The sequence below is a fragment of the Streptomyces sp. NPDC046821 genome (assembly GCF_040645335.1).
Taxonomy (GTDB): Bacteria; Actinomycetota; Actinomycetes; order Streptomycetales; family Streptomycetaceae; genus Streptomyces.
Map to the genome: position 1 here is coordinate 121,424 of NZ_JBEYYB010000012.1, position 26,483 is coordinate 147,906.

At 68.3% G+C, this 26,483-nt stretch carries 19 protein-coding genes; 11 read left to right on the top strand and 8 right to left on the bottom strand.

The genetic code is table 11. The features are described 5' to 3' along the window. Positions 1-45: 45 nt before the first annotated feature. The gene (locus tag ABZ893_RS24960; protein WP_361407793.1) at positions 46-216 is read right to left on the bottom strand and encodes a DUF397 domain-containing protein; all 171 of its coding nucleotides are present in this window, start codon (positions 214-216) and stop codon (positions 46-48) included. Between the two features lie 251 nt (positions 217-467). Between ABZ893_RS24960 and ABZ893_RS24965 the strand changes: the two genes are divergently transcribed. The 5 genes from ABZ893_RS24965 (at position 468) to ABZ893_RS24985 (ending at position 6,556) form a co-directional block, all read left to right on the top strand. Next, the gene (locus ABZ893_RS24965) at positions 468-2,489 is read left to right on the top strand and encodes a PIG-L family deacetylase (protein ID WP_361407795.1); all 2,022 of its coding nucleotides are present in this window, start codon (positions 468-470) and stop codon (positions 2,487-2,489) included. Between the two features lie 115 nt (positions 2,490-2,604). Next, entirely contained in the window at positions 2,605-3,054 is a 450-nt protein-coding gene (locus ABZ893_RS24970; protein WP_361407453.1) for a hypothetical protein, read from the top strand. Next, complete coding sequence (locus ABZ893_RS24975; RefSeq protein ID WP_361407454.1) at positions 3,051-4,439, top strand: hypothetical protein; 1,389 nt, start codon at positions 3,051-3,053, stop codon at positions 4,437-4,439. The genes ABZ893_RS24970 and ABZ893_RS24975 overlap by 4 nt, the downstream gene beginning before the upstream one ends. Beyond that, on the top strand, positions 4,436-4,756 hold the full coding sequence (locus ABZ893_RS24980; RefSeq protein WP_361407455.1) for a hypothetical protein: 321 nt from the start codon (positions 4,436-4,438) through the stop codon (positions 4,754-4,756). Before ABZ893_RS24975 ends, ABZ893_RS24980 begins: the two co-directional genes overlap by 4 nt. 69 nt (positions 4,757-4,825) lie before the next feature. After that, positions 4,826-6,556, top strand: a complete 1,731-nt coding sequence (locus ABZ893_RS24985; protein WP_361407457.1) for a hypothetical protein — start codon at positions 4,826-4,828, stop codon at positions 6,554-6,556. A 133-nt stretch (positions 6,557-6,689) separates the two neighbouring features. Here ABZ893_RS24985 and tuf read toward each other — a convergent pair whose 3' ends face one another. The 4 genes from tuf to rpsL all read right to left on the bottom strand — a co-directional run bounded on the left by tuf (position 6,690) and on the right by rpsL (position 11,048). After that, positions 6,690-7,883 (bottom strand): elongation factor Tu, encoded by a 1,194-nt coding sequence (tuf, locus tag ABZ893_RS24990; protein WP_361407458.1) that lies wholly within the window; start codon positions 7,881-7,883, stop codon positions 6,690-6,692. 154 nt (positions 7,884-8,037) lie between these two features. Next, positions 8,038-10,164 carry an elongation factor G gene (fusA, locus tag ABZ893_RS24995; protein WP_361407459.1) on the bottom strand — a complete coding sequence of 709 codons (2,127 nt, stop codon included), beginning with the start codon at positions 10,162-10,164 and terminating at the stop codon, positions 8,038-8,040. Positions 10,165-10,203: 39 nt separating this feature from the next. Further along, positions 10,204-10,674: a 30S ribosomal protein S7 gene (gene rpsG / locus ABZ893_RS25000; protein WP_116511074.1), complete on the bottom strand. Its 471-nt coding sequence runs from the start codon at positions 10,672-10,674 to the stop codon at positions 10,204-10,206. Positions 10,675-10,676: 2 nt separating this feature from the next. Continuing rightward, positions 10,677-11,048 (bottom strand): 30S ribosomal protein S12, encoded by a 372-nt coding sequence (gene rpsL, locus ABZ893_RS25005; RefSeq protein ID WP_003948652.1) that lies wholly within the window; start codon positions 11,046-11,048, stop codon positions 10,677-10,679. 385 nt (positions 11,049-11,433) lie between these two features. On the opposite strand from rpsL, the gene ABZ893_RS25010 reads away from it, so the two are divergent. From ABZ893_RS25010 to ABZ893_RS25035, 6 genes are all read left to right on the top strand, one after another. Further along, a complete protein-coding gene (locus tag ABZ893_RS25010; RefSeq protein ID WP_361407461.1) occupies positions 11,434-12,153 on the top strand; it encodes a Crp/Fnr family transcriptional regulator in 720 nt (239 codons plus the stop codon). A 125-nt stretch (positions 12,154-12,278) separates the two neighbouring features. Then, on the top strand, positions 12,279-13,016 hold the full coding sequence (locus tag ABZ893_RS25015) for a hypothetical protein (RefSeq protein WP_361407463.1): 738 nt from the start codon (positions 12,279-12,281) through the stop codon (positions 13,014-13,016). Then, the gene (locus tag ABZ893_RS25020) at positions 13,013-15,217 is read left to right on the top strand and encodes a hypothetical protein (protein ID WP_361407465.1); all 2,205 of its coding nucleotides are present in this window, start codon (positions 13,013-13,015) and stop codon (positions 15,215-15,217) included. Before ABZ893_RS25015 ends, ABZ893_RS25020 begins: the two co-directional genes overlap by 4 nt. Before the next feature lie 17 nt (positions 15,218-15,234). After that, positions 15,235-16,263: a hypothetical protein gene (locus ABZ893_RS25025; protein ID WP_361407467.1), complete on the top strand. Its 1,029-nt coding sequence runs from the start codon at positions 15,235-15,237 to the stop codon at positions 16,261-16,263. Further along, positions 16,260-16,757 carry a Pycsar system effector family protein gene (locus ABZ893_RS25030; RefSeq protein WP_361407469.1) on the top strand — a complete coding sequence of 166 codons (498 nt, stop codon included), beginning with the start codon at positions 16,260-16,262 and terminating at the stop codon, positions 16,755-16,757. The genes ABZ893_RS25025 and ABZ893_RS25030 overlap by 4 nt, the downstream gene beginning before the upstream one ends. 28 nt (positions 16,758-16,785) lie before the next feature. Continuing rightward, positions 16,786-17,835 carry a M48 family metalloprotease gene (locus ABZ893_RS25035; protein ID WP_361407471.1) on the top strand — a complete coding sequence of 350 codons (1,050 nt, stop codon included), beginning with the start codon at positions 16,786-16,788 and terminating at the stop codon, positions 17,833-17,835. Between the two features lie 64 nt (positions 17,836-17,899). On the opposite strand, the gene ABZ893_RS25040 is transcribed toward ABZ893_RS25035, so the two are convergent. From ABZ893_RS25040 to rplL, 3 genes are all read right to left on the bottom strand, one after another. Then, a complete protein-coding gene (locus ABZ893_RS25040) occupies positions 17,900-21,799 on the bottom strand; it encodes a DNA-directed RNA polymerase subunit beta' (protein ID WP_361407473.1) in 3,900 nt (1,299 codons plus the stop codon). Between the two features lie 97 nt (positions 21,800-21,896). Continuing rightward, entirely contained in the window at positions 21,897-25,382 is a 3,486-nt protein-coding gene (gene rpoB, locus ABZ893_RS25045; RefSeq protein ID WP_361407475.1) for a DNA-directed RNA polymerase subunit beta, read from the bottom strand. A 614-nt stretch (positions 25,383-25,996) separates the two neighbouring features. After that, positions 25,997-26,386, bottom strand: a complete 390-nt coding sequence (gene rplL / locus ABZ893_RS25050; protein ID WP_361407477.1) for a 50S ribosomal protein L7/L12 — start codon at positions 26,384-26,386, stop codon at positions 25,997-25,999. Positions 26,387-26,483 lie beyond the last annotated feature (97 nt).

A 26,483-nucleotide genomic window follows, 5' to 3' on the forward strand; every position in this document is an offset into this window, starting at 1 on the left:
GGTCACCACGGACGCGCAATGCGCTGCAGGTCAGGTCAGGTCAGGTCAGCTGCCTGTCGCGTACGTCACGAAGTCCGACCAGGCGACCTCGCGTACGGCGAAGCGGGGACCGTCGGCGTTCTTCGAGTCGCGTACGTGGACCACGCCGGGCATGGTGGCGACCTCGACGCAGTCGTTGCCGTCACCACTGCTGCTGTAGCTGCTCTTGCTTCGGATCCGTGACCGGCCGCCGAACCCGGCTGCTGCCCCGGTTGCACACCCCCGCTGACCCCCACCAGTCCCCCCACTCCACGTGAACAGAACATGACCACCTACGGAACCTGCCCCCCCTGACAAGCCTCTTTCCGGTTGAAGGACCGAGAAGCAGCGCCCATTCCGACCGCTGCGAGCGGCGGCGGACGGAGGACGGGCTCGTGGGGCATGAACCTGCTCAGACCAGGAACGGCGACGGCGGCGGCGACGGTCGAATACGGAGTGCCGGGCGCCGCCCGACGCGGCGGGCCGTACTCATCGGCTCCGCTGCCACCCTCGCTGCGACCGCCGCCACGGCAACCGTCCTCAGCCGTACGACCACCGCACCCCCACCCCGCACCACCGCCCCCTCCCCCGCCTCCGGCCGCCCCGCCGCCGAGGGAGCGCACGCGCTCCTGCTCCAGGTCCTCGCCCACCCCGACGACGACCTGTACTTCATGAACCCGGACACCGCGCAGGCCCTCGCCGCCGGCGTCCCGCTGGTGTGCGTGTACGTCACCGCCGGCGAGGCCGACGGCGTCAACAAGATCCCAGGTCAGCCACACCCCCCGGCCGACAAATCCGCGTACGCCTCCGCCCGTCACCAGGGGCTCCGCCAGTCCTACGCGGCCCAGCTCGGCCTGCCCGTCTTCACCCGCTGGCGCACCGAGGTCACCACACTCGCGGGCGGCCACCAGGCCGAGGTGAACACCCTGGAGCGCGGCGGGCGCCGCGTCGAACTCGTGTTCCTCGACCTCGCGATGCACACACCGGCCGGCCACATGGGCGCCCCGGCCCTGTGGCGGGAACCCGGTCTCGCGCTGAGCACGGTCGCCGTCGCCGGGTCACCACTGCGCCGGACACAGACGTACGACTACGGCGGACTGGTCGACGTACTTGTGGCCCTCTTCGAGCGGTACCGGCCCACCCTCGTGCACACCCTCGACCCCGACCCGGACATCCAGCACAGCGATCTGCGCACGCGCATCCGTGACAGTGAGCAGGCCGGTTACTCCGACCATGCCGACCACACGGCGGTGGCCTCGTTCACCTGGGCGGCGCTGATCCGCTGGGCGGGGAGCTCGGCCGGCGGGCCACCCCCGTTCGCGGTGACCGCCTTCCGCGGTTACTACAACCACCACTGGCCGGACAACCTCCCCGAAGCCGTGCTGCACGCCAAGGCCGAGGCACTCGTCCCCTACGGGGCAGCCCCGAACTGGCAGTGCGGCAACCCGTCCGGCTGCGGCGACTACAACGTCGGCGGCGACCGCCCCCTCACCAACCGCAAGGGCTGGGTCCGCTCCACCCACTACCGCTACCCGGGCCCACGCATAGCCCTGGCCCACGAGCCCGACGGCACCCTGACCGGCTACGGAGTACTCGGCCTGCGCGCGGTGCGCTGGCGTGAGACCACGGAAGGTGTCTTCGGCCGGCCGACGGACCTGGGCGGCGGCCCGCTCGCCCCGGCCCTCGGGTCCGCAGCCCTCCCCGACGGTCGGCACCTGCTGTTCGGCCTGCGACTCACGGCCCTAGACGGGCGCGGCGGCTCCGACGCCCGCGAGATCGCGCTCCTCGAACAGCGCACGCCCGGTGGGAAGTTCAGGGCATGGACGAGCCTCGGCAACCCGGAGACCGATCCCGTAAGGGGCCGCCGGATCGGCACACCCGTCGCCGTCACGACCCCCGACGCCCGCGTCCACCTCTTCGTACGCGACGCGGAACAAGGCATCAGCACGCGCATACGCGGCCAAGACGGACGCTGGTCCCCATGGCGCCGCCTCGGCGGCGGGCCCGTACAGGACGGGCTGACCGCGGTCGTGGGCGAGGACGGCGACGTCCACGTCTACGCCCCGGGCCGCGACACGGTCCACCACTGGACCCCGAACGGCCCGTCCCCACTCACCGGCCTGCCCACGCCCGCGGGCTCGATAGCCGCGGCAGACGGCCACCTCTACTACCGGCCGCCCGCCTCCGACCAGTTGCTCTCCCTCGACGCCCGAAACGGCGGCCTGCCCGTCAGCCCCCCGGTCAACTTCCCCGGTTACGGCCCGGTGACCGCTGCCGACGGCTACCTCCTGGGCCGCGCCACGGACGGCCGCGTCCAGCTCCTGCACGCGGGCCGGCTCACCCACCCCGCAGACCTCCCGGCCCCCATCGACACCCCGACCCTCACGGTCGACGCCCACGGCCTCACGCTCGCGGGCCTGTCCCCCGGCGCCCACCCCTGGCTGTGGCGCCCGACCGAGGCGAAAGCCTGACCTGCGGTACACACCCTGCGACGAAAGGGTGACCGAACGCGCACTCCTCAGCTCGGAGCGCCGCTGGCAGGATCGACTGAGAGTCCGTCACGGGGCGGACACAAGGGGGATCCATATGTCATTCGACGAGGAGTGGGCAGAGTTAAAGGCCGCGGCCCTGGAGCGCCGTTCGACGGGAATGCGACTGAACCAGCTGCCCGCCGACGCCGGCAGTTCCGGCCCGACCGGCCCGGCGCCCGGCAAGCTGATCGCCAAAACCGAGTCCATCAACGGCAATTCGAACCTGCTGATCGAGATCGCGGGCTTCCTCCAGGAAGGCCGGCCCGACGCGGAGCTGACCACCATGGCCCGCGACCCCCGATCGCACGAGGACGTCGCCTCGAAGGTGATCCGCTTCGCCTCCTTCGCGGGCGACCAGTACCTGGACGCGGTCGCCCTGTTCGCCGCCCTCTCCACCAAGCTCAGGGCCGCGGGCGGCACATTCACGAAGATCGAGGACGACACCGCGCGACACTTCCTCGAGCAGGTCCTGGAAGGCCGCTACCTCTCGCCGGAGGCACGGTGAGCACCGGCATCAGCCACCGCAAGGACGTCGAGTTCCTGGAGAACTGCAGCCCGCCGCTGGTCGAACGCAACGCCGCCGAGTTCCAGCGCCTGCACACCCTGCTCACCTCGGTCGACCCGTCCGCCGAGCGCGCCGAGAAGCACACGCGGTGGCAGAGCGAGGGCAGCACCCACTACGAGGCCCGCCTCGGCGAAGCCCGCAAGCTCCTGTCCCAGCTCGCCGACGGCTACGACAAAGCGGCCAAGGCACTGAGCGACTACGGCACCGCGCTCGAAGCGGCCAAGGCTCACTACTCCAACGGCAAGCGCAACGAGCAGGCCCTCGCCACCCTCATTCACACCAAGGGAACGGCCATCACCCGGGAGGCGCAGGAGGCCGAGCCGATGCGCCAGTGGGAGGACATGCGGGCCACCACGGGCGTCATGGACTTCTTCGCCGAACTCACCATGGACGTCGACGACATCAAGGACGAAGCGAACCGGCTGCACGACGCCGCCGGCGGTGACTTCCACCTGGCGCTGACCGTCGAGAAGGAGGCCCGCGACCTCTGCGTGCACCGGCTGAAGCAGGCATACGACATGCTGCCGGAGTTCCGTACGTACGCGGACCGCACCGATCTCGTCCACGCCATACCCGAGCTGCGCAGAGAGGCCGCCGAGGCGAGCAGCAACCCGATCACCCACCTGCCGGGCAGCGGCCCCAAGCAGGACTACTACCCCATCGCCGGCGACCGGCTCGTCTCCCCGACGCTGCGCGACATCCGGCTCCAGGTCGCGAATCTGCCCGGCGCGCGCGACAACTACTGGGACCCGCCCTCGAACGACAAAGAACGCGGCGAGTGGATCACCGCGAACCGCGAGACCATCAGCGCGGCGGCCCGTAATTCGGGGCTGCCGCCGGACATGGTCGCCGGTATCGCCTGGAAGGAGGTCGCGGGGCAGCCCGGCATCGGCGACGACGTCACCGACCTGATCCGCGAACAGGCCGACTCCCCGCTCAGCCCCATTGCCCCGGAGAGCCTGCCCGGGCGCCTGGGGGGCGACCCGGACAACACCTCCTTCGGCCCCATCGCGATCCAGGTCCGGCGCGGCGCGGAGGTCCTCGGCTATGACCCCGACCACCTCACCGACCAGCAACGCGCAACGGTCGAGGAATCCCTCCAGGACCCGGGGCAGAACATCTTCATCGCCTCCGAATACCTGGCCCAGCTGAAGGCGGAGAGCGATTTCGCGGACGTACCGCCCGAGGAGATGACCACGGCACAGAAGCAGGAGCTGGCCGCGCGGTACAACGGCGGCCCCTACTGGCAGTCCGACAAAGCCCAGCGGTACGGGGGAGACTTCGCCGACAACCTCGACAACGCAAGGAGGGCCCTGGACCCATGAGCGACCCCGTCCCGCACCCGGACGACGCAGACCGCGGCTGCCTGCGCGTGGCCCTCGCCGTCCCGCTCATCCTGCTCACGCTGGCCGCGGCCGCGTTCTGCTGGATGGCGGTGACGACGAGACCGGGATACCCAGGGGACGAAGACGCCTACCGAGGCATCGAGGCCGGCTGCCTCGCCGCGGTCTTCTTCGCCGGCCTGGCCGCCCTGCTGTGGCTGCTTCCCTCGGTGCGCCGCGTCATGAGGTGGCCCTGGGTGACCCCTGCCGCGGCCCTTCTGGCAGTCGCCGTCGTGCGCTGGGTGACCATCCCTCAGTAGCGTGAACTACCCATCTGGACAAGGGACTTCAGGCACTCGACCACCCGACCCACCCCATAGGGTGACCGTGTGGCTACAGAGACGCACCTGTTCCCCCGGATCGAACCGCGCGAAGGCGCCGACGCCGAACTCATAGCACTCGGCGAGCGCTACTGGTCGCTCGCCGGGTTCGACGCGGAGACCGGGCTGCCGGTGTGGAGCGAGAGAACCAAGGACATCGACACCACCGGCTGGGGCCGCCGCCACTACGTGATCGCGGCGGCCGGAACCCGGGCCTACCTGGATGGTCACGCGTGCCCGGAGTGCGGGGGCACACTCAGCCTCGTATCGCGCACGACCCTGCAGCAGCTCTGCCTGGAAGACGCCGTGGCGCCACCCTGCGCCGACTGCACCCCGTCGCTCGCGGAGAACGTCCGGCAACTGACCGACCCGGCGCGCAACACCAGGCGCGAAGCCGCCAGGGCAGCCGCCCGCAGGCAGTCCGCGTACGAGGAGGCCCGCACGTCCTGGGAGCAGCTGCGGCGAGAGGCCCTGGCGGACCGATACCCGCTGGAGCTCGACGGAGAGGCCGCGCTGCCCGGCGTGCTCCGCACGGCGGGGGTGCGGCACATGCTCGGTACTCTCGCGTTCCTGCGGTACGCACACACCGCGACACCGCTCACCGCGCTGTCCGCCTGGACCGGCCCGCTGCACCCCGACCTCGGGACCGCCGGCAACCTACTTCATGAGGCCCACACCGCCGGACTCCTCCGGGTGCACCCCGACAGCCCTCACCACGCGTTCCTCTGGGAACCCGCGTCCTTCGAAGCCGCCCTGCAAGACGCCGGAGGCGATCTCGACGGCCTCCCCGACCCCGCTCTCGGTGACGGCTACTACCCGTCCCGGGCTCGCTTCTACGCTCCCTGCGGCAGCAGCATGGGCACCGCCGCCGAGCTCCTCGACAGTCACCTCGTCGGCGCGCTCGATCCCGCCGGCCTGACCACCGCGCAGCAGGCGGACCTGCTCGCCCTCGCCACGGAACTCATTGCCGAGGAGACCCTCCGCTACTTCACCCACCGCCTCGACGAGCTGAATCTCCCGGAGGTTCCGGACAACCAGGCCGCCCGGCTCAAGGACGCGGCGTACCGGGTGGCCGGCTCGCGTTCACTCGGCGAGACCTACCACCTCGCGTGGAGGGCAACCGCAGCGGCGGCCGAAGGAGCCCAGAAGCATCCGCGGGCGCCGCGGTCCAACATGACGACGCACGCGCTGAACCGGTTCGAGACCCTGGTCCAGCGCGCCTGCGACGAGCCCGGCTGGGAGCTCAAGCCGTTCAGCGAGATCGCCGCCCTGGGGCTCGCGGCCATGACTCGCGTGCTTTTCTACACCGTCCTGGACCAGCAACCTCTGGACACCGCCCTGCCCGCCCTCGCCGCCGCCCTACCTCCGGCCCAAGGCGCAGCCGACGACCGCCTCGGCGCTCTGCACAACGGCCCGGACACCTGGGCCCCCGCGCAGACCGGCACGTTCCTGGCGGAGCTGATCGGGTTCTGCGAGGACGAGCCCGACTGGCACGTCGACAGCGAGGTGATCCGGCGCGGCGCGGTCCAGTTGCTCGGGCTGCACGACCGGCTCGCTCCGGTCCTGGCTTCCCGGAACGCCACACTGGCCGTCGTCGCCGCGGCCCCGCTCGTGGACGGCCGCATCGTCGTCCTGGGCGAAAGCGTCCCCTGTGGACCCTGGCTCGCCGACCGGCTCGTCGATCACCTCACCGGCCGTCCGCCGAGGCGGACGGGAGACAGCGACAGCGCCACCTACTGATCCGGCGAGCCAGCAGGAGGTGATGAGCGGGCCGCACTCGGCTCCCCCACCCAAACGAAAAGGACCCGTACGACCGAAGTCGTACGGGCCCCTTCAGGTGCTCGCTGGAGCTACCAGGTCAAACCGTCAAAACTTACTTGACGATCTTGGTGACCTGGCCGGCGCCCACGGTCCGGCCACCCTCACGGATGGCGAACTTCAGGCCCTCTTCCATGGCGACGGGCTGGATGAGCTCCACCTTCATCTCGGTGTTGTCACCCGGCATGACCATCTCGGTGCCCTCGGGGAGGGTCACAACGCCGGTCACGTCCGTCGTACGGAAGTAGAACTGCGGACGGTAGTTGTTGAAGAACGGCGTGTGGCGGCCACCCTCGTCCTTGGACAGGATGTAGGCCTGGGCCTCGAACTCGGTGTGCGGCGTGACCGAACCGGGCTTGATGATGACCTGGCCGCGCTCGACGTCCTCGCGCTTGATGCCGCGGAGCAGCAGACCGACGTTCTCACCGGCCTGGCCCTCGTCGAGCAGCTTGCGGAACATCTCGATGCCGGTGACCGTGGTGGTGGTCTTGGCTTCCTTGATACCGACGATGTCGACGGTCTCGTTGACCTTGAGGACACCACGCTCGATGCGGCCGGTGACGACGGTGCCACGACCGGTGATCGTGAAGACGTCCTCGATCGGCATCAGGAACGGCTTGTCGACGTCGCGCTCGGGCTGCGGGATCGACTCGTCGACGGCGGCCATGAGGTTCAGGATCGACTGACCCCACTCCTTGTCGCCCTCGAGCGCCTTGAGCGCCGAGACCTTGACGACCGGCAGGTCGTCGCCCGGGAACTCGTACTCGGAGAGGAGCTCACGGACCTCGAGCTCGACGAGCTCCAGGATCTCCTCGTCGTCCACCATGTCGGCCTTGTTCAGGGCGACGACGATGTACGGAACGCCGACCTGGCGGGCCAGGAGCACGTGCTCCTTGGTCTGCGGCATCGGGCCGTCGGTGGCGGCGACCACGAGGATGGCGCCGTCCATCTGCGCGGCACCCGTGATCATGTTCTTGATGTAGTCCGCGTGACCGGGGCAGTCGACGTGCGCGTAGTGACGCGTCTCCGTCTGGTACTCGACGTGCGCGATCGAGATCGTGATACCGCGCTGGCGCTCCTCAGGAGCCTTGTCGATCTGGTCGAAGGCCGAGGCCTCGTTCAGGTCCGGGTACGCGTCGTGCAGCACCTTGGTAATGGCGGCCGTGAGGGTCGTCTTACCGTGGTCGATGTGACCGATGGTGCCGATGTTGACGTGCGGCTTAGTCCGCTCGAACTTCGCCTTCGCCACTGGGGTCCTCCTGTGGAGTGGTTCTGAACGCCTTGCTTCATCGGCGCCAGGTGATCTTTGCTGGAATGCCCGGGGTCCCGGGGCACCCGGCCCGAGAAGGGCCGGAATGCCCCGGTGACTCCGGAGTCAAGCCTAAAGCGTGTAACGGGGTGGGTTACTCGCCCTTGGCCTTCGCGATGATCTCCTCGGCGACGTTCCGCGGAACCTCGGCGTAGGAGTCGAACTGCATCGAGTAGCTTGCGCGACCCGACGTCTTGCTGCGGAGGTCTCCGACGTAGCCGAACATCTCCGAGAGGGGCACGAGGCCCTTCACGACGCGAGCGCCGCTGCGCTCCTCCATGGCCTGGATCTGGCCACGGCGGGAGTTGATGTCGCCGATGACATCGCCCATGTAGTCCTCGGGCGTGGTGACCTCAACGGCCATCATCGGCTCGAGCAGCACGGGCTTGGCCTTGCGCGCGGCCTCCTTGAAGGCCTGCGAACCGGCGATCTTGAACGCGAGCTCGGAGGAGTCGACCTCGTGGTAGGCACCATCGAGAAGCGTGACGCGGACGCCCGTCATCTCGTAGCCGGCCAGGATGCCGAACTGCATGGCCTCCTGCGCACCCGCGTCCACCGACGGGATGTACTCCCGGGGGATGCGGCCACCGGTGACCTTGTTCACGAACTCGTAGGTGGCGTCGCCAGAGTCGATCGGCTCGATCGCGATCTGCACCTTGGCGAACTGACCCGTACCACCGGTCTGCTTCTTGTGGGTGTAGTCCACACGCTCGACGGCCTGACGGATCGTCTCGCGGTAAGCGACCTGCGGCTTGCCGACGTTCGCCTCGACGCGGAACTCGCGCTTCATGCGGTCGACGAGCACCTCGAGGTGAAGCTCGCCCATACCACCGATGATGGTCTGGCCGGTCTCCTCGTCCGAGTGAACCTGGAAGGAGGGGTCCTCCTCCGAGAGACGCTGGATGGCGACACCCAGCTTCTCCTGGTCACCCTTGGACTTCGGCTCGATGGCGACCTGGATGACCGGCGCCGGGAAGTCCATGGACTCCAGGATCACCGGGCTCTTGTCGTCACAGAGCGTCTCGCCCGTGGTGGTCTGCTTCAGACCCATGACGGCGACGATGTCACCGGCGCCCACCGACTCGATCTCCTCACGCTTGTTCGCGTGCATACGGTAGATCTTGCCGATGCGCTCCTTCTTGCCCTTGACGGAGTTCAGCACGGCGGTGCCGGACTCCAGGCGGCCCGAGTAAACCCGGACGAAGGTGAGCTTGCCGAGGTGCGGGTCGCTCATGATCTTGAACGCCAGCGCCGAGAGGGGCTCCTCGTCGGACGGCTTGCGCTTGACGACCGTCTCCGGGTCCTTGACGTCGTGGCCCTCGATGGCCTCGACGTCCAGGGGGGAGGGCAGGTAACGCACGACGGCGTCGAGCAGGGGCTGAACGCCCTTGTTCTTGAACGCGGTGCCGCAGAACACGGGGGTGACGGTGGTGTCGCCGCCCTTGCCGGAGGCGATGGTGATGCGGCGGACGGCCGCGTACAGCTGGTCCACGGTGGGCTCGGTGCCCTCCAGGAACAGCTCCATCATCTCTTCGTCGTTCTCCGCGACGGCCTCGAGCAGCTTGCCGCGGTACTCCTCGGCAGCCTCGGTGTGCGTGGCCGGGATGTCGACGATGTCGTACGCCTCGCCCTTGGCCGCCTCGGCGGACCAGACGAACGCCTTCATCGTGACGAGGTCGACGACACCCTGGAAGTCGGCCTCTGCACCGATGGGCAGCTGCATGACGAGCGGGGTCGCACCGAGGCGGTTGACGATCATGTCAACGCAGCGGTGGAACTCGGCGCCCGTACGGTCGAGCTTGTTGACGAAGCAGATACGCGGAACGCCGTAGCGGTCCGCCTGACGCCAGACGGTCTCGGACTGGGGCTCAACACCGGCAACACCGTCGAACACCGTCACGGCACCGTCGAGGACGCGGAGCGAACGCTCCACCTCGACGGTGAAGTCCACGTGACCGGGGGTGTCGATGATGTTGATCGTGTGGTCGACGTCGTTCAGCGGCCAGTGACAGGTGGTGGCAGCAGAGGTGATCGTGATGCCACGCTCCTGCTCCTGCTCCATCCAGTCCATCGTGGCGGCGCCGTCGTGAACCTCACCGATCTTGTACGACACACCGGTGTAGAACAGGATGCGCTCGGTGGTGGTCGTCTTGCCCGCGTCGATGTGGGCCATGATCCCGATGTTGCGGACCTTGGCCAGGTCAAGTGAAGTGGTAGCCATATCGGCTCAGTCTTCTCTCGGTCTCGATGTGGGTTGCGACTACCAGCGGTAGTGCGCGAAGGCCTTGTTGGACTCGGCCATCTTGTGGGTGTCCTCACGCTTCTTGACGGCAGCGCCAAGACCGTTCGAGGCGTCGAGCAGCTCGTTCATGAGGCGCTCGGTCATGGTCTTCTCACGGCGGGCGCGGGAGTAACCCACGAGCCAGCGCAGCGCGAGCGTGTTGGCGCGACCGGGCTTGACCTCGATCGGCACCTGGTAGGTGGCGCCACCGACACGGCGGGACTTGACCTCGAGGGTCGGCTTGATGTTCTCCAGCGCGCGCTTCAGCGTGATGACCGGGTCGTTGCCCGACTTCTCGCGCAGACCCTCCATGGCGCCGTACACGATGCGCTCGGCGGTGGAGCGCTTGCCGTTCAGCAGCACCTTGTTGATGAGGGAGGTCACCAGAGGAGAACCGTAGACCGGGTCGATGATGACCGGGCGCTTCGGGGCGGGGCCCTTACGAGGCATTCTTACTTCTCCTTCTTGGCGCCGTAGCGGCTGCGGGCCTGCTTGCGGTTCTTGACACCCTGGGTGTCGAGCGAGCCGCGGATGATCTTGTAACGAACACCAGGCAGGTCCTTCACACGGCCGCCACGCACGAGCACGATGGAGTGCTCCTGCAGGTTGTGTCCCTCACCCGGGATGTAGGCCGTGACCTCGATGCCGCTGGTCAGACGCACACGCGCGACCTTACGGAGGGCCGAGTTCGGCTTCTTCGGGGTGGTCGTGAACACACGCGTGCAGACGCCGCGACGCTGGGGCGAACCCTCGAGTGCGGGCGTCTTGTTCTTCTCGACCTTGTCCTGCCGGCCCTTCCGGACCAGCTGCTGGATCGTAGGCACTACTTCTCCGGTTTCTGTGTGCCGAATAGTAAAGCTAACCTGGAACGTTCCCCGACCCACGCGGTCGGGTGTGTCGAATACTGTGGACTCCCGCCGCCAAGCGGGAAGAGCGCAGATTGCGGCGGCCCATCTCGGCTCCCGCAGCGGCTGACGACACGCACAGGAGCCCAGGCACACCCCAGGCACAAGGTCTGAGCGTACCTACCTCATCGGGTTCGGTCAAAACAAATGCGATGAGCCCCGACACGCCGGGCTTCACGGACTGCGGACGGCCGGCCCCCAGCCACGCGGCCGATTTCCGCCGCTTTCCCCGACGATCACCTGAAGTACGTTGACAGGCCTCTGGACCGACGGCATCGGCGCATGTGAACACGGGGGCAGCGGGATGGCCAGGACGCAGACGCACGCATGGGGCGACGACGGCCTCGACGACCGGGTGCCGTTCCTCGCCCGCCTGGAGAAGCCCGACCGCGACGCGCTGCTCGCCATCGGCCGGCCCCTGCGGTATCCGTCGCGCGGCGTCATGATGCGCCAGGACGAGCCGTCCACCCATGTACTGCTGCTCCTGCGCGGCTGGACCAAGGTCACCGCCATCGCGGCCAACGGCTACGAGGCCCTGCTCGCGCTGCGCGGCCCCGGCGACATCGTCGGCGAGGGCGCGGCCCTCAGCGGACGCGGCCGGTCGGCCACGGTGACCGCGCTGGAAGAGGTCGAGGCCGTCGCCATCGAGCAGAGCCGCTTCACCGATTTCCTGGGCCGCAGCCCTGAGGTGGCGCTCAAGCTCCTGGGGCTGGCCACCGACCGACAGCGCTCGACCGACCGCCGGCGCCTCGAATGGGCGGCACTCACCGTCCGCGAGCGGCTCGCCGTACTCCTCCTCGACCTCGTACGGACCCACGGCACGCGGACCGACGAAGGCATCGAGCTCTCGGTCCCGCTCAGCCAGCAGGAATTCGCGGGTTCCGTCGGCGCCTCGCGCGAGGCCGTCGCGCGGCTCCTCAAGGAACTGCGCGACCGCCAGGTCGTCGTCACCGGCCGCCGCAGCATCGTCGTCGTACGCCCGGACCTCTTACGCCGCATCATCGGCGCCGCCCAGGCCCCTTGAGCCGCCTGCGCCGCGCGCCGCTCTGTGCACACGGTCACAGTCCGACCGTGTCATCGGCCCTCTGAAGCTTCCTCCGGAGCCGTCATCGTCGTCCGGGTCAGCACCCGAAGCGACGAGAGGCAGCCATGACCGACAGCGTGCACCGCACCATCCTGCTCTTCGACATCGAACAGTTCGGCAAGCGCGACGACGTGGAACAGGCGTCTCTGCGGCGGGTTCTGTACGACGTGGCGGACGGCACTCTCAGCGCCGCGGGCATCAGTGAGACGGCCCGGCTCCGTGCCGACCGCGGTGACTCCGTCGTCGAACTCATCGACGCCAACGTGCCGATCTCGGCGCTGGTGAAGGCGCTGCTCAATGAGACGCCGATGCTGGTCCACGCCAGGAACCGGCTGCTCGCGAGCAGCGCCCGGATGCGCCTGCGCATCGTGCTGGCCGCCGGATTCGTCATGGTGGACGACAAGGGCTGGGTCGGCTCGGACCTCAACCACGCCTTCCGTCTGCTGGACGCCGAGCCCCTGCGCGAGGCCCTCCGGGGCTCTGCGGACAGCAGCGTCCTCTGCGTCTCCGACACCGTGTACCAGGGCGTCGTACGCCACGGTCACCTCGGTGTGCGCCCGGAGGAATTCCACGAGGTCACCGTGGAGGCCAAGGAGGGACCCACCACCGCGTGGCTCTACCGGGTGGCGTCGCCCGAGCCGGCCCTGGACAAGGCACCTCCCGCGCCGGCCATCGACGACAGCCCCAACTCCCCTGTAGGCAGCCCTCAGATCATGGGCTCGCAGTACGGAGTCGCCGGGGGCCACGCCACGGGCGACCTCAACTTCGACTTCCGCGGCACCAACCGGGGGGAGCAGGCGTGAGCCCCGCTGACGCCGCCAAGCCCGAGCGGCCGGCCAGGGGCGAGCGGCCGGTGAAGGGCGAGCGGCCCGGGAAGAACGAGAAGCCCTGGAAGCCCGGCAAGCAGGAGAAGCCTGAAAACGAGAAGCCCGACAAGGACTCCGCCCCGGCGGACGAAGCCACCGGCGAAGGCGGCCGCGGCGAGGAGCCGGAGCCCGAGCAGCGCCAGCCCGCGTGGGCCGCCCGGCGCGATCTCATCGACCACGTCCCCGAACTCATGGGCAGCCTCGTCCTCCGTGACCAGTTCGGCGTGGCGGGCGGCCATGTCGCGGGCGACGTCAACTTCAATTTCGGCGCTCAAGGCCCGAGTAGCACCGTCTCGGCTTCCGGGTTGTTCTCCACGAATCACCTCGACGACCTGGCAGCCGTGTTCCAGAGCGGACCCAGCTTCGGGGAGGCGCTGGCGCGGCTCCGCGACGAGCACGTCATCGTCCTCTCCGGAAGCCGTGGCACGGGACGCCAGTCCGCGGCGCTCATGCTCCTGCGGAAGCTGGGCGCCCACCCCATCCGGTCGTTCGATCCGAACACGGCCCCCGCCGCGCTGCCGGACGCCCTGGACAGCTCGCCCGGTTTCCTCGTGCACAACCTGCTGACCAGCCGCAGCCGTCCGCTCCTCGAACCTCATGTGCTGGGCATCCGGGAGAGGCTGCGGCGGCACGGCGGCCGGTTCGTGATCACCGTGGAGACATCGGCCGTGCTGGGCGACGTCTCCTGCGTGCCGTGGGAGCCGCCTCCTGTCGAGGAGATGCTCGCCGCCCATGTGTCGCACCTGGTGGGCGAGGAGGCGTGGGAAGCGCTACGCCGGCTCCCGCCCGTCGACGAATTCCTGGGGCGCACCCAACAGCCGGGTGAGATCAAGATGTTCGCGGAGCAGCTCGCCGCTCACCACCGGGGCGACCTCGACGCGGACACGCTGGCAGCCTTCTCCCAGTCGGCGCTGGCGCACCGGATCAACGGATGGCTCACCGAACGCGAGACCGAGCGCGGGGACGAGTTGCGCGACAAGGCTTTCCTCATCTCTCTCGGCGTCTTCGACAAGGCTCCGTACGCGGTCGCCGCCGAACTCGGTGACAGCCTCTTCGCCGAACTCCAGCTGACGGCCAACCCCGGCGAGGCGCCCCGGATCCCCATCTTCGGAAGGTCTGTCGCCTCACGTCTGGAACTCGCCCACGCGGTGGGCCGTATGCGGGACGAGGTCACCGAATGGGGCCCGGTCCCGCAGTACATGACCGAGTTCCAGGACGCGCGGACCGCGCAACGGCTGCTGCACGAGGTCTGGAACGTGCATCCGTCGGCGCGCCCGGCCCTGGTGCTCTGGATCCAGCAGCTCGCGAAGGACGGCCGGCCCCTCGTCCGGGCCCGGGCCGCGGCCGCCGCAGCGTTCCTCGCCGAGGCCGACCTGCCGTCAGCCATGGCCCACCTGATCGAGCCATGGGCCGGCGACCGGTCGTCCAACGGCTGGCTGACCGCCGCCAACGCCCTGAGCCTGGCCAGGCTTCTGAAGGTGCCGGGGGTGTCCCGGATCCTGCACACCTGGTGCACCGGCGAGCACGCCGGCCGCCGGTGGACCGCCATCCGCGTCTACGGGCTCTTCGGCCCCACGGACTCCGAGGAAGCGCTGGACGCACTGCTCGACACCGTGCGTCTGGACAGCGAGGACGAGGACGAGGTCGAGCAACTCGCCGAGGCCACACAGCTGTTGCTGCTCACCGCCCGCAGCCCGGTGCTCGCCAGACTCGCGCCCCTGGTCAAGGAGGACCCGCCCCTGCACGACCACGCGTTACGGGCCTTCCGTCTCGCCTGCCGTGAGACGGAGGAAGGCACCGACCATCCGCTCGTCCTGAAGTGGTACGCGGACGCGCAGGCCACCCCCGACAGCCTCGACGACTCGCTTCTGCTCGAGCTGTGGCACGCGGTGCTCGGCGACCGCGCCCACACCGACAAGGCGCTGGAGACCTTGCAGCGGTGGGTCCATGTGGCGGAGGACGACCCGCACACCGAACAGTCACTGACGCTGCTGCTGACGGCCCTCGCGGCCAGGGTCACCGACCGCCACCGGATCAGCCACCTGCTGCGGACCGCGCACGACGCCGACGGCAGCCACCTGAGCGTCGCGCAACGGCTGGAGACCGCTGTCTCGCTGCACGTTCACGAACGTTCCTGAGCCTGAGGAGAAACCCCATGGCGAACAGTCAGGACCACACTGAATTCCAGGCATCCCCCTCATCTCCCCCGGAGCCGTCCGCCCGGCCGACCCGGCTGACCGACCCCGTCCTCGCCGTCCGCCAGTTGTCGCGGTACGAGATCCCGGGCCGCCGGTACCTGGGCCGCGCCGACTGCGCCCTCGTCCTCGCCGCGGGCGGCGGCTCGTACGAGACGTACGTACCTCCCTGGCGCCCGCCGAGCCTTCGCGGCTGTACCGCCGTGTACGAGGTCGATCTGGGCGTTCATCCCCTGCGTCTGGACATCCGACTGCCCAGCGACAACGACAGCTTCGAGTTCGAGACGGCCTTCGATCTCACCTGGCAGGTCACCGATCCCGAGCTCTTCGTCACGAGTCACGAACGCGATGTCCCGGCCCTGCTGCACCGCGTGCTCCAGCGCCTGCTGCGTCCGGTGACCCGGAAGTTCTCCGCCGCCATGAGCGCCGACGCCGAAGCCTCCGTACAGGAACTCCTCGACGCGTCCACGGATCTCGTGGCACGCCAGGGGCTCATCTGGTCCGGCACGGCGCAGGTGAGGCGCGACGCCGGCGCACGGGCGCAGGAGGACCGGCTGCGTGCGGCCCGCTACGAGGCCGCGGCCGCACTGCCCGAACAGAACGTGGAATTGCTGCTGCTGAGCCAGCAACAGCAACTCAACGCCCAGAAGATCCAGTTCTACCGTCACCATCTGGCCGAGGGCGGCCTCGACGCCCTGCTCCTCCACCTGTCCCAGCACCCCCAGGACACCCACCTCGTCGTGGAGAACCTGCGCGCCGACGAGGTCAGGAAGGTCGAGCACCAGCTCCAGCTCATCGACAAGGTCCTGCCGACCGACGCCCTGGAGAAGTACCAGCTGGCGGAGCCGCAGGAACTCGTACTCGCCCTGTTCAGGTCCGCCCTGGCACAGGCGGCGACCGACTCGCCCACGGCGGACCAGGAGGATCGGCTGCGGAAGCCGGCCGTGCCCCCGCAGCAGGACTCCGGCAAGCGGAGCGACTCCGTATGAACGGCCAGGACACCCGGTCCGGGACACGCCTGCTGGCCGAGATACGGGCCGAGATCGGCCGCGCCGACAGCAAGGCGGCCGTACTCGTGGGTGCCATCGGCATGGCCGTCGGACTGCTCGGCGGTCTTCTGGCGGGGCGCGGCTGGGACCCGGCCCGGTTGTCCCTGCCCGGAAGCGTCGTCTGGTGGGCCGGGATCGCCGCGCTGGCCGCCTCCCTGCTCGCGCTGCTCCTCACCGTCGTACCGCGTTACGGCAGGAGCACCTGGGAGCCGGGGCTGCCGCTCGGCTACTTCGGCGACATCCGGCGCGCCGCCGACGCGGGGCACCTCGCGCAGGCCCTGGAAACGGCCGACCGCGACCCCGCGCCCTCGCTCATGACCGCACTCGCGGCCACCAGCCGGATCGCCGCCCGCAAGAACCTGTGGCTGCGCGTCGGACTCGCGGCCCTCGGCTCGGCGGCGCTCCTGCTGCCCACAGCCCTGCTGCTGGGCTGAGCCCGCCGCCGTCGAAGGAGGGAGCACCATGCCCCAGCCGTACGAGCCCGAGTACCCCGAGCACGAGCCCGCCCCGTGGCCCGACCACCCCACCAAGTCCGGGGCACTGCCCCCGCAGCAACCACCCACCGACGTCGAGGAGTACAAGCCCGACACCGGCCGAGTCCACATAGCGGCCCGCCGCAGAGGCGCCGACGTCCTCGCCGTCGGCTCCCTCGCCCTGCACCTGCCGCACGCCGTGGCCAGCCTCGCCGTCGTCGCGGCCGTCGGGTACGCGCTGAAGCTCGGCACCGGCCTCCCCCTGTGGGCCACGGTCACCGGATGGCTGTTCAGTGGCGCGCTGGTCTTCCACCACCCCACCGAGGCCTTTCTGGCGCGCTACGTCTTCCACCACCGGCCGCCGTCCCTCGTCGAGACGGACCGGCTCGGACCGGTCTGGCGCGGCGTGGCAGCCCGTTTCGGGGCGGACTCCACCGCGTATCAGCTCTGGATCAACGAGAGCGACGACCTCAACGCGGAGGCCGCCGCCGGTCACATCGTGGCCGTCACCACCGCCTCGCTGCGGCTGCCGCCCGACCAACTCGCGGCCGTACTCGCCCACGAACTCAGCCACCACCTGGCCGGGCACTCCTGGTCGTCCCTGCTGAGCTTCTGGTACGCCCTGCCCGGTCAACTCGTGTGGCGGGCGCTGCGGTTCCTGCACCAGCGCCGGCTCCCCTGGCGGACACGCTCGGAGAAGAAAGCCGGACGCCGGCTCGTGCTGGTCGCCGTCGTTATCGCGGTGGTGGCGCTGCTCCTGTTCCCGTGGCTGCTCCTGGTGCTCGTCACACCCTGGCTGATCGCCGCGGTGAGCAGACGCGCCGAGCTGCGCGCGGACCGGGCCGCGGCCCGGCACGGCTTCGGCCCCGAGTTGGCCGCCGTACTCCAGCGGTTCATCACCGAAGCGGAAACCACAGGGCGGCCCGCCTCGGACCGGCACGACCGGCTCGTTCCCGCGCCTTCGCTGCTCTCCTCACACCCCGACCACCACACGCGCCTGCAGCGCCTCCAGCGCTACCTCCAGCCGTCCGGCCGCTGAAAACCCCGAAGGGCGCCCACCCCGCGCAAGCGGAGTGGGCGCCCTTCAGTCAGACGTAGACGCCTTACTGGTTGTACGGACCGTAGTCGTAGTCCTCCAGCGGGACGGCCTGGCCGGAGCCCGTGCCGAACGGCGAGTAGTCGATGTCGTCGTAGCCGACGGCCGAGTACATCGCGGCCTTGGCCTCCTCGGTCGGCTCGACCCGGATGTTGCGGTAGCGGGACAGGCCCGTACCGGCCGGGATGAGCTTACCGATGATGACGTTCTCCTTGAGGCCGATGAGGCTGTCGGACTTGGCGTTGATCGCCGCGTCCGTCAGGACTCGGGTCGTCTCCTGGAAGGAGGCGGCCGACAGCCAGGATTCCGTCGCCAGCGAGGCCTTGGTGATACCCATCAGCTGCGGACGGCCGGAGGCCGGGTGGCCACCCTCCGTCACGACCCGACGGTTCTCGGTCTCGAACTTCGAGCGCTCGACGAGCTCGCCCGGCAGCAGCTCCGCGTCGCCGGACTCGATGATCGTCACGCGGCGCAGCATCTGCCGGATGATGATCTCGATGTGCTTGTCGTGGATCGACACACCCTGCGAGTTGTAGACCTTCTGGACCTCGCCGACCAGGTGGACCTGGACGGCACGCTGACCCAGGATGCGCAGCACGTCGTGCGGGTTGGTGGCACCCACGGTGAGCTTCTGGCCCACCTCGACGTGGTCGCCCTCGCCCACGAGCAGACGGGCACGCTTCGAGATCGGGAACGCCGTCTCGTCGCTGCCGTCGTCCGGGGTGACGACGAGCTTCTTGGTCTTCTCGGTCTCCTCGATGCGGACACGGCCCGCGGCCTCGGAGATCGGGGCGACACCCTTGGGCGTACGAGCCTCGAAGAGCTCGACGACACGGGGCAGACCCTGGGTGATGTCGTCACCGGCCACACCACCGGTGTGGAAGGTACGCATCGTCAGCTGGGTACCGGGCTCACCGATGGACTGGGCGGCGATGATGCCGACCGCCTCACCGATGTCGACCAGCTTGCCGGTGGCCAGCGAGCGGCCGTAGCACATGGCGCAGGTGCCGACGGCGGACTCACAGGTCAGGACCGAGCGGGTCTTGACCTGCTCGACGCCGGCCTTGACCAGCACGTCGATGAGCACGTCACCGAGGTCGACGCCCGCCGGGGCGAGCACCTTGCCGTCGACGACGATGTCCTCGGCCAGGCAGCGCGCGTACACGCTGGTCTCGACGTCGTCCGCCTTGCGCAGGACGCCGTCGGCGCCGCGCGTGGCGATGTCGAGCTTGAGGCCGCGCTCGGTGCCGCAGTCCTCCTCGCGAATGATGACGTCCTGCGAGACGTCGACCAGACGACGGGTGAGGTAACCGGAGTCGGCGGTACGAAGGGCGGTGTCAGCGAGACCCTTACGAGCACCGTGAGTCGAGATGAAGTACTCCAGCACCGACAGGCCCTCACGGAAGGAGGCCTTGATCGGACGCGGGATCGTCTCGTTCTTGGCGTTCGACACCAGACCACGCATACCGGCGATCTGACGCATCTGCATCATGTTTCCTCGGGCACCCGAGTCAACCATCATGAAGATGGGGTTGGTCTTCGGGAAGTTCGCGTTCATCGCCTCGGCAACCTCGTTGGTCGCCTTGGTCCAGATCGCGATGAGCTCCTGAGTGCGCTCTTCCTTCGTGATGAGACCGCGCTCGTACTGCTTCTGGACCTTCTCGTCCTGCGCCTCGTAACCCGCGACGATCTCCTTCTTCGCCTCGGGAACGACGACGTCGGAGATGGCCACGGTGACACCGGAACGGGTCGCCCAGAAGAAGCCGGCCGCCTTCAGGTTGTCGAGCGTCGCCGCCACGATGACCTTGGGGTAGCGCTCGGCCAGGTCGTTGACGATCTCGGAGAGCTGCTTCTTGCCCACCGAGTAGTCGACGAACGGGTAGTCCTCGGGCAGCAGCTCGTTGAAGAGCGCGCGGCCCAGCGTCGTACGCAGACGGAAGCTGTCGCCCGTCTGGTACTCCGGCTCGCCCTCTTCAGCGACCGGCGGGGTCCAGCCGCGCGGCGGGATGGTGCCCACCGGGAAGCGGATGTCCACGCGCGACTGCAGCGCGAGCTCGCCGGCGTCGAACGCCATGATCGCCTCGGCGACGGAACCGAACGCGCGGCCCTCACCCTTGACGTCACGGAGCTCACCGTCGGTGGTCAGGAAGAACAGACCGAGGACCATGTCCTGGGTCGGCATCGTGACCGGACGGCCGTCGGCCGGCTTGAGGATGTTGTTCGAGGACAGCATCAGGATGCGGGCCTCGGCCTGCGCCTCCGCGGAGAGCGGCAGGTGGACGGCCATCTGGTCACCGTCGAAGTCCGCGTTGAACGCGGTGCAGACGAGCGGGTGGATCTGGATGGCCTTGCCCTCGACCAGCTGCGGCTCGAAGGCCTGGATGCCGAGGCGGTGCAGCGTGGGCGCACGGTTCAGCAGAACCGGGTGCTCGGCGATGACCTCTTCGAGCACGTCGTACACGACCGTGCGGCCGCGCTCGACCATGCGCTTCGCCGACTTGATGTTCTGCGCGTGGTTCAGGTCGACCAGGCGCTTCATCACGAACGGCTTGAAGAGCTCCAGCGCCATGGCCTTGGGCAGACCACACTGGTGCAGCTTGAGCTGCGGGCCGACGACGATGACGGAACGCGCCGAGTAGTCGACTCGCTTACCGAGCAGGTTCTGACGGAAGCGACCCTGCTTGCCCTTGAGCATGTCGGACAGCGACTTCAGCGGACGGTTGCCGGGGCCCGTGACCGGGCGACCACGACGGCCGTTGTCGAAGAGCGCGTCGACGGCCTCCTGAAGCATCCGCTTCTCGTTGTTCACGATGATCTCGGGGGCACCGAGGTCGAGAAGGCGCTTCAGGCGGTTGTTGCGGTTGATCACGCGGCGGTACAGGTCGTTCAGGTCGGAGGTCGCGAAGCGGCCACCGTCCAGCTGCACCATCGGACGCAGGTCCGGCGGGATGACCGGCACGCAGTCGAGCACCATGCCCTTGGGGCTGTTGCTGGTCTGCAGGAACGCGGAGACGACCTTGAGGCGCTTGAGCGCACGGGTCTTCTTCTGGCCCTTGCCGGTACGGATGATCTCGCGGAGGCGCTCGGCCTCCTCGTCGAGGTCGAAGGACTCGAGGCGCTTCTGCAGGGCAGCGGCACCCATGGAGCCGTCGAAGTACGTGCCGAAGCGGTCACGCAGCTCGCGGTAGAGCAGCTCGTCGCCCTCGAGGTCCTGGACCTTGAGGTTCTTGAAGCGGTTCCACACCTCGTCGAGACGGTCGATCTCGCGCTGGGCGCGGTCACGGAGCTGCTTCATCTCGCGCTCGGCACCCTCGCGCACCTTGCGGCGCACGTCGGCCTTGGCACCCTCGGCCTCGAGCTCGGCCAGGTCGGTCTCGAGCTTCTTGGCGCGGTTCTCCAGGTCGGAGTCGCGACGGTTCTCGATCTGCTGACGCTCGACCTGGACGTGCGCCTCGAGGGAGGGCAGGTCGCGGGTACGGCGCTCCTCGTCCACGAACGTGATCATGTACGCCGCGAAGTAGATGACCTTCTCGAGGTCCTTCGGGGCGAGATCGAGCAGGTAGCCGAGGCGCGACGGAACGCCCTTGAAGTACCAGATGTGCGTGACAGGGGCGGCCAGCTCGATGTGGCCCATCCGCTCACGGCGCACCTTGGCGCGAGTGACCTCGACGCCGCAGCGCTCGCAGATGATGCCCTTGAAGCGGACACGCTTGTACTTACCGCAGTAGCACTCCCAGTCCCGGGTCGGACCGAAGATCTTCTCGCAGAAGAGTCCGTCCTTCTCGGGCTTGAGGGTGCGGTAGTTGATGGTCTCAGGCTTCTTGACCTCGCCGTGGGACCAGGTCCGGATGTCGTCCGCGGTGGCCAGGCCGATCCGCAGCTCGTCGAAGAAGTTGACGTCGAGCACTGTGCGTCAATCCCTCTTTCGGGGTCGTGTCTCAATCATGGTCTGAACGGTCCCGGGGATGGCCGGGGGCTCCGCTGGGAGCCCCCGGCCAGGCCCGTCAGACCTCTTCGACGCTGCTCGGCTCGCGCCGGGACAGGTCGATACCGAGCTCCTCCGCCGCGCGGAAGACGTCCTCGTCGGTGTCGCGCATCTCGATGGACATGCCGTCCGAGGACAGCACCTCCACGTTGAGGCAGAGCGACTGCATTTCCTTGATGAGCACCTTGAAGGACTCGGGAATACCCGGCTCCGGGATGTTCTCGCCCTTGACGATGGCCTCGTAGACCTTCACGCGGCCGGTCACGTCGTCGGACTTGATCGTCAGGAGCTCCTGGAGTGCGTACGCGGCGCCGTATGCCTCAAGCGCCCACACCTCCATCTCACCGAATCGCTGTCCACCGAACTGAGCCTTACCACCCAGCGGCTGCTGGGTGATCATGGAGTACGGGCCGGTCGAGCGCGCGTGCAGCTTGTCGTCGACCAGGTGGTGCAGCTTGAGGATGTACATGTACCCGACCGAGATCGGGTCCGGGAACGGCTCGCCGGAGCGGCCGTCGAACAGCTTGGCCTTGCCGGACGGCTGGACCAGGCGGTCACCGTCGCGGTTCGGGATCGTGGCCTCGAAGAGACCGGAGATCTCGTCCTCGCGGGCACCGTCGAAGACCGGGGTCGCGACGTTGGTGCCGGGGGCAACCTGGTCGGCGCCGATGGCCTGCAGGCGCTGGGCCCACTCGTCACCGAGGCCGGAGACGTCCCAGCCGCGGCTGGCGAGCCAGCCGAGGTGGATCTCCAGGACCTGTCCCGGGTTCATTCGGGACGGGACACCCAGCGGGTTGAGGATGATGTCGACCGGAGTTCCGTCCTCGAGGAACGGCATGTCCTCGATCGGAAGGATCTTCGAGATGACACCCTTGTTGCCGTGGCGGCCGGCGAGCTTGTCACCGTCCGTGATCTTGCGCTTCTGCGCCACGTAGACACGAACCAGCTGGTTCACGCCCGGCGGCAGCTCGTCGCCCTCTTCACGGTCGAAGACGCGGACGCCGATGACCTTGCCGATCTCGCCGTGCGGCACCTTCAGCGAGGTGTCACGGACCTCGCGCGCCTTCTCACCGAAGATCGCGCGGAGCAGGCGCTCCTCGGGGGTCAGCTCGGTCTCACCCTTGGGCGTGACCTTGCCGACGAGGATGTCACCGGCGACGACCTCGGCACCGATACGGATGATGCCGCGCTCGTCGAGGTCGGCGAGGACCTCTTCGGAGACGTTCGGGATGTCCCGGGTGATCTCCTCCGGGCCGAGCTTGGTGTCACGGGCGTCGACCTCGTGCTCCTCGATGTGGATCGAGGAGAGGACGTCGTCCTGCACGAGGCGCTGCGACAGGATGATCGCGTCCTCGTAGTTGTGACCCTCCCACGGCATGAACGCCACGAGCAGGTTCTTGCCGAGCGCCATCTCGCCGTTCTCGGTCGCGGGACCGTCGGCCAGGACCTGACCGTCGATCACGCGGGCGCCCTCGTCCACGACAACCTTCTGGTTGACGGAGGTGCCCTGGTTGGAGCGGGAGAACTTGGCCAGGCGGTACGTGGTGTACGTGCCGTCGTCGTTGGCGGTGGTGATGTAGTCCGCGGAGACCTCCTGGACCACACCGTCCTTCTCGGCCTTGAGCACGTCGCCGGCGTCGGTGGCGCAGCGGTACTCCATGCCGGTGCCGACGAGCGGCGCCTCGCTCTTGATGAGCGGGACGGCCTGACGCATCATGTTCGCGCCCATGAGGGCACGGTTGGCGTCGTCGTGCTCGAGGAACGGGATCATGGCCGTCGCGACCGACACCATCTGGCGCGGCGAGACGTCCATGTAGTCGACGTCGTCGCCCGGGATGTAGTCGATCTCGCCGCCACGACGGCGGACCAGGACGCGGTTCTCGGTGAAGCGCATGTCGTCGGACAGGCCGGCGTTGGCCTGGGCGATGACGAAGCGGTCCTCCTCGTCGGCGGTCAGGTAGTCGACATCGTCGGTGACGACACCCTCGACGACCTTGCGGTACGGCGTCTCGACGAAGCCGAACGCGTTGACCCGGCCGTACGAGGCGAGCGAACCGATCAGACCGATGTTCGGGCCTTCGGGCGTCTCGATCGGGCACATGCGGCCGTAGTGAGACGGGTGCACGTCACGGACCTCGAAGCCGGCCCGCTCACGGGAGAGACCACCCGGACCAAGAGCCGACAGACGGCGCTTGTGGGTGAGACCCGACAGCGGGTTGTTCTGGTCCATGAACTGCGACAGCTGGCTGGTGCCGAAGAACTCCTTGATGGAGGCGACGACCGGCCGGATGTTGATCAGGGTCTGCGGCGTGATCGCCTCGACGTCCTGAGTCGTCATGCGCTCACGCACGACGCGCTCCATACGAGCCAGACCCGTGCGGACCTGGTTCTGGATGAGCTCGCCGACGTTACGCAGACGACGGTTGCCGAAGTGGTCGATGTCGTCGGTCTCGACGACGATCGAGACGCCGCTGTCGCCCACGGTCTCGGTCTCACCGGCGTGCAGCTTCACCAGGTACTTGATCGTCGAGATGATGTCCTCGACGGTCAGGATGCCGGCGTCCAGCGGGGCCTCGGCGCCCAGCTTCTTGTTGACCTTGTAGCGGCCGACCTTCGCGAGGTCGTAGCGCTTGGGGTTGAAGTAGAGGTTCTCGAGCAGCGTCTGCGCGGCCTCACGGGTCGGCGGCTCGCCCGGACGCAGCTTGCGGTAGATGTCGAGCAGCGCGTCGTCCTGGCCCTGGGTGTGGTCCTTCTCCAGGGTGGCGCGCATGGACTCGTACTCGCCGAACTCCTCGAGGATCTGCTCGGTCGTCCAACCGAGAGCCTTGAGCAGGACGGTCACGGACTGCTTGCGCTTACGGTCGATGCGCACACCGACCATGTCGCGCTTGTCGATCTCCATCTCCAGCCAGGCACCACGCGAGGGGATGACCTTGGCCGAGAAGATGTCCTTGTCGGACGTCTTGTCGATGGAGGAGTCGAAGTAGACACCCGGCGAGCGGACGAGCTGCGACACCACGACACGCTCGGTGCCGTTGATGACGAAGGTGCCCTTGTTCGTCATGAGCGGGAAGTCGCCCATGAAGACCGTCTGGGACTTGATCTCGCCGGTCTCGTTGTTGGTGAACTCAGCGGTGACGAAGAGCGGGGCGGCGAACGTGAAGTCGCGCTCCTTGCACTCGTCGATGGAGTTCTTCGGAGGCTCGAAACGGTGGTCGCGGAACGTCAGCGACATCGACCCGGAGAAGTCCTCGATCGGAGAGATCTCCTCGAAGATCTCCTCCAGACCGGACTTGGTGGGGACGTCCTGACCGGACTCCAGAGCCGCCTCGACCCGACTCTGCCAGGCGGTGTTGCCGAGCAGCCAGTCGAAGCTCTCGGTCTGCAGCGCGAGCAGGTTGGGAACCTCGAGGGGCTCCTTGATCTTTGCAAAGGAGATGCGCAGCGGGGCGGTGCTTGCGCCGTTGTTCGTATTCGCGGTCGAGGCAGTGCGCGAGGCGGCCAAGAGGGGGTCCTTCCGAGGGCTCGGACTCACTACGCGCGTACCGGTCCCAAGCCGGCACGGGGACGGAAATCCCTTTTCAGGGAGGCTTCAGTCCACGGTGCTCGAGCGAGGGTATGCCCCTGGTGACGGGCAGGGAGCAGCTAACAGGCAGCGCAAAGGGTCAGTGTAGCCACTTGGCCCACTGATGTCCAGTGCGGGTTTTTTGAGACCCTCGTTGTCCTCAACGACCCTCGTCAGACCCTCGTTGTTCTCAACATCTGCGACACGTCACTTACAGAGCGCACATCCTTACTGCCCTCTTCGCCGTCGATCCATGCCTCGGATCCGGATCCTTGTGACGACGCGTCCTGAGAATTGCGCGCGGCGTGCGGTTCGTCAAGGCCCCACCCCTGTGGGGCTCGGTCGCCGTGACCGACAGTGACCGATTCGCACCGCCTCCGGGCACAACGAAGATCACCATACTCGTCGCAACCGTCAGTGCAAGGCAGCCGCCTCGGGCACCCCCGGGAACGCCGAAGGGCGACCACCCAGATGGGTGATCGCCCTTCAGTACGTTCGCGTTACAGCCCTCTTACGAAGGCCGCTCAGCAGCGAGTCAAAGGACTCGCGAGGTGTTACTTGACCTCGACGGAGGCGCCGGCAGCCTTGAGGGACTCGGCAGCCTTCTCAGCGGCCTCCTTGGCGACCTTCTCGAGGACCGGCTTCGGGGTGCCGTCGACGAGGTCCTTGGCCTCCTTGAGGCCCAGGGAGGTGAGCTCGCGCACGACCTTGATGACCTGGATCTTCTTCTCGCCGGCGCCCGTGAGGATGACGTCGAACTCGTCCTGCTCCTCGGCGGCCTCGGCGGCACCGGCGCCACCAGCGGCACCCGGGGCGGCAACGGCGACGGCCGCGGCGGCGGTGACGTCGAACTTCTCCTCGAAGGCCTTAACGAACTCGGAGAGCTCGATGAGGGTCATCTCTTCGAACTGCGCGAGCAGGTCGTCCTGGGACAGCTTCGCCATGATGGCGTCCTTCCACTAATTCGGCTGGTGCCGATGTATATGTAGGCGGGCGTACGTTCGGCCCGCTGCGACCGTCGCCCTAGTGGGCGGCGATCAA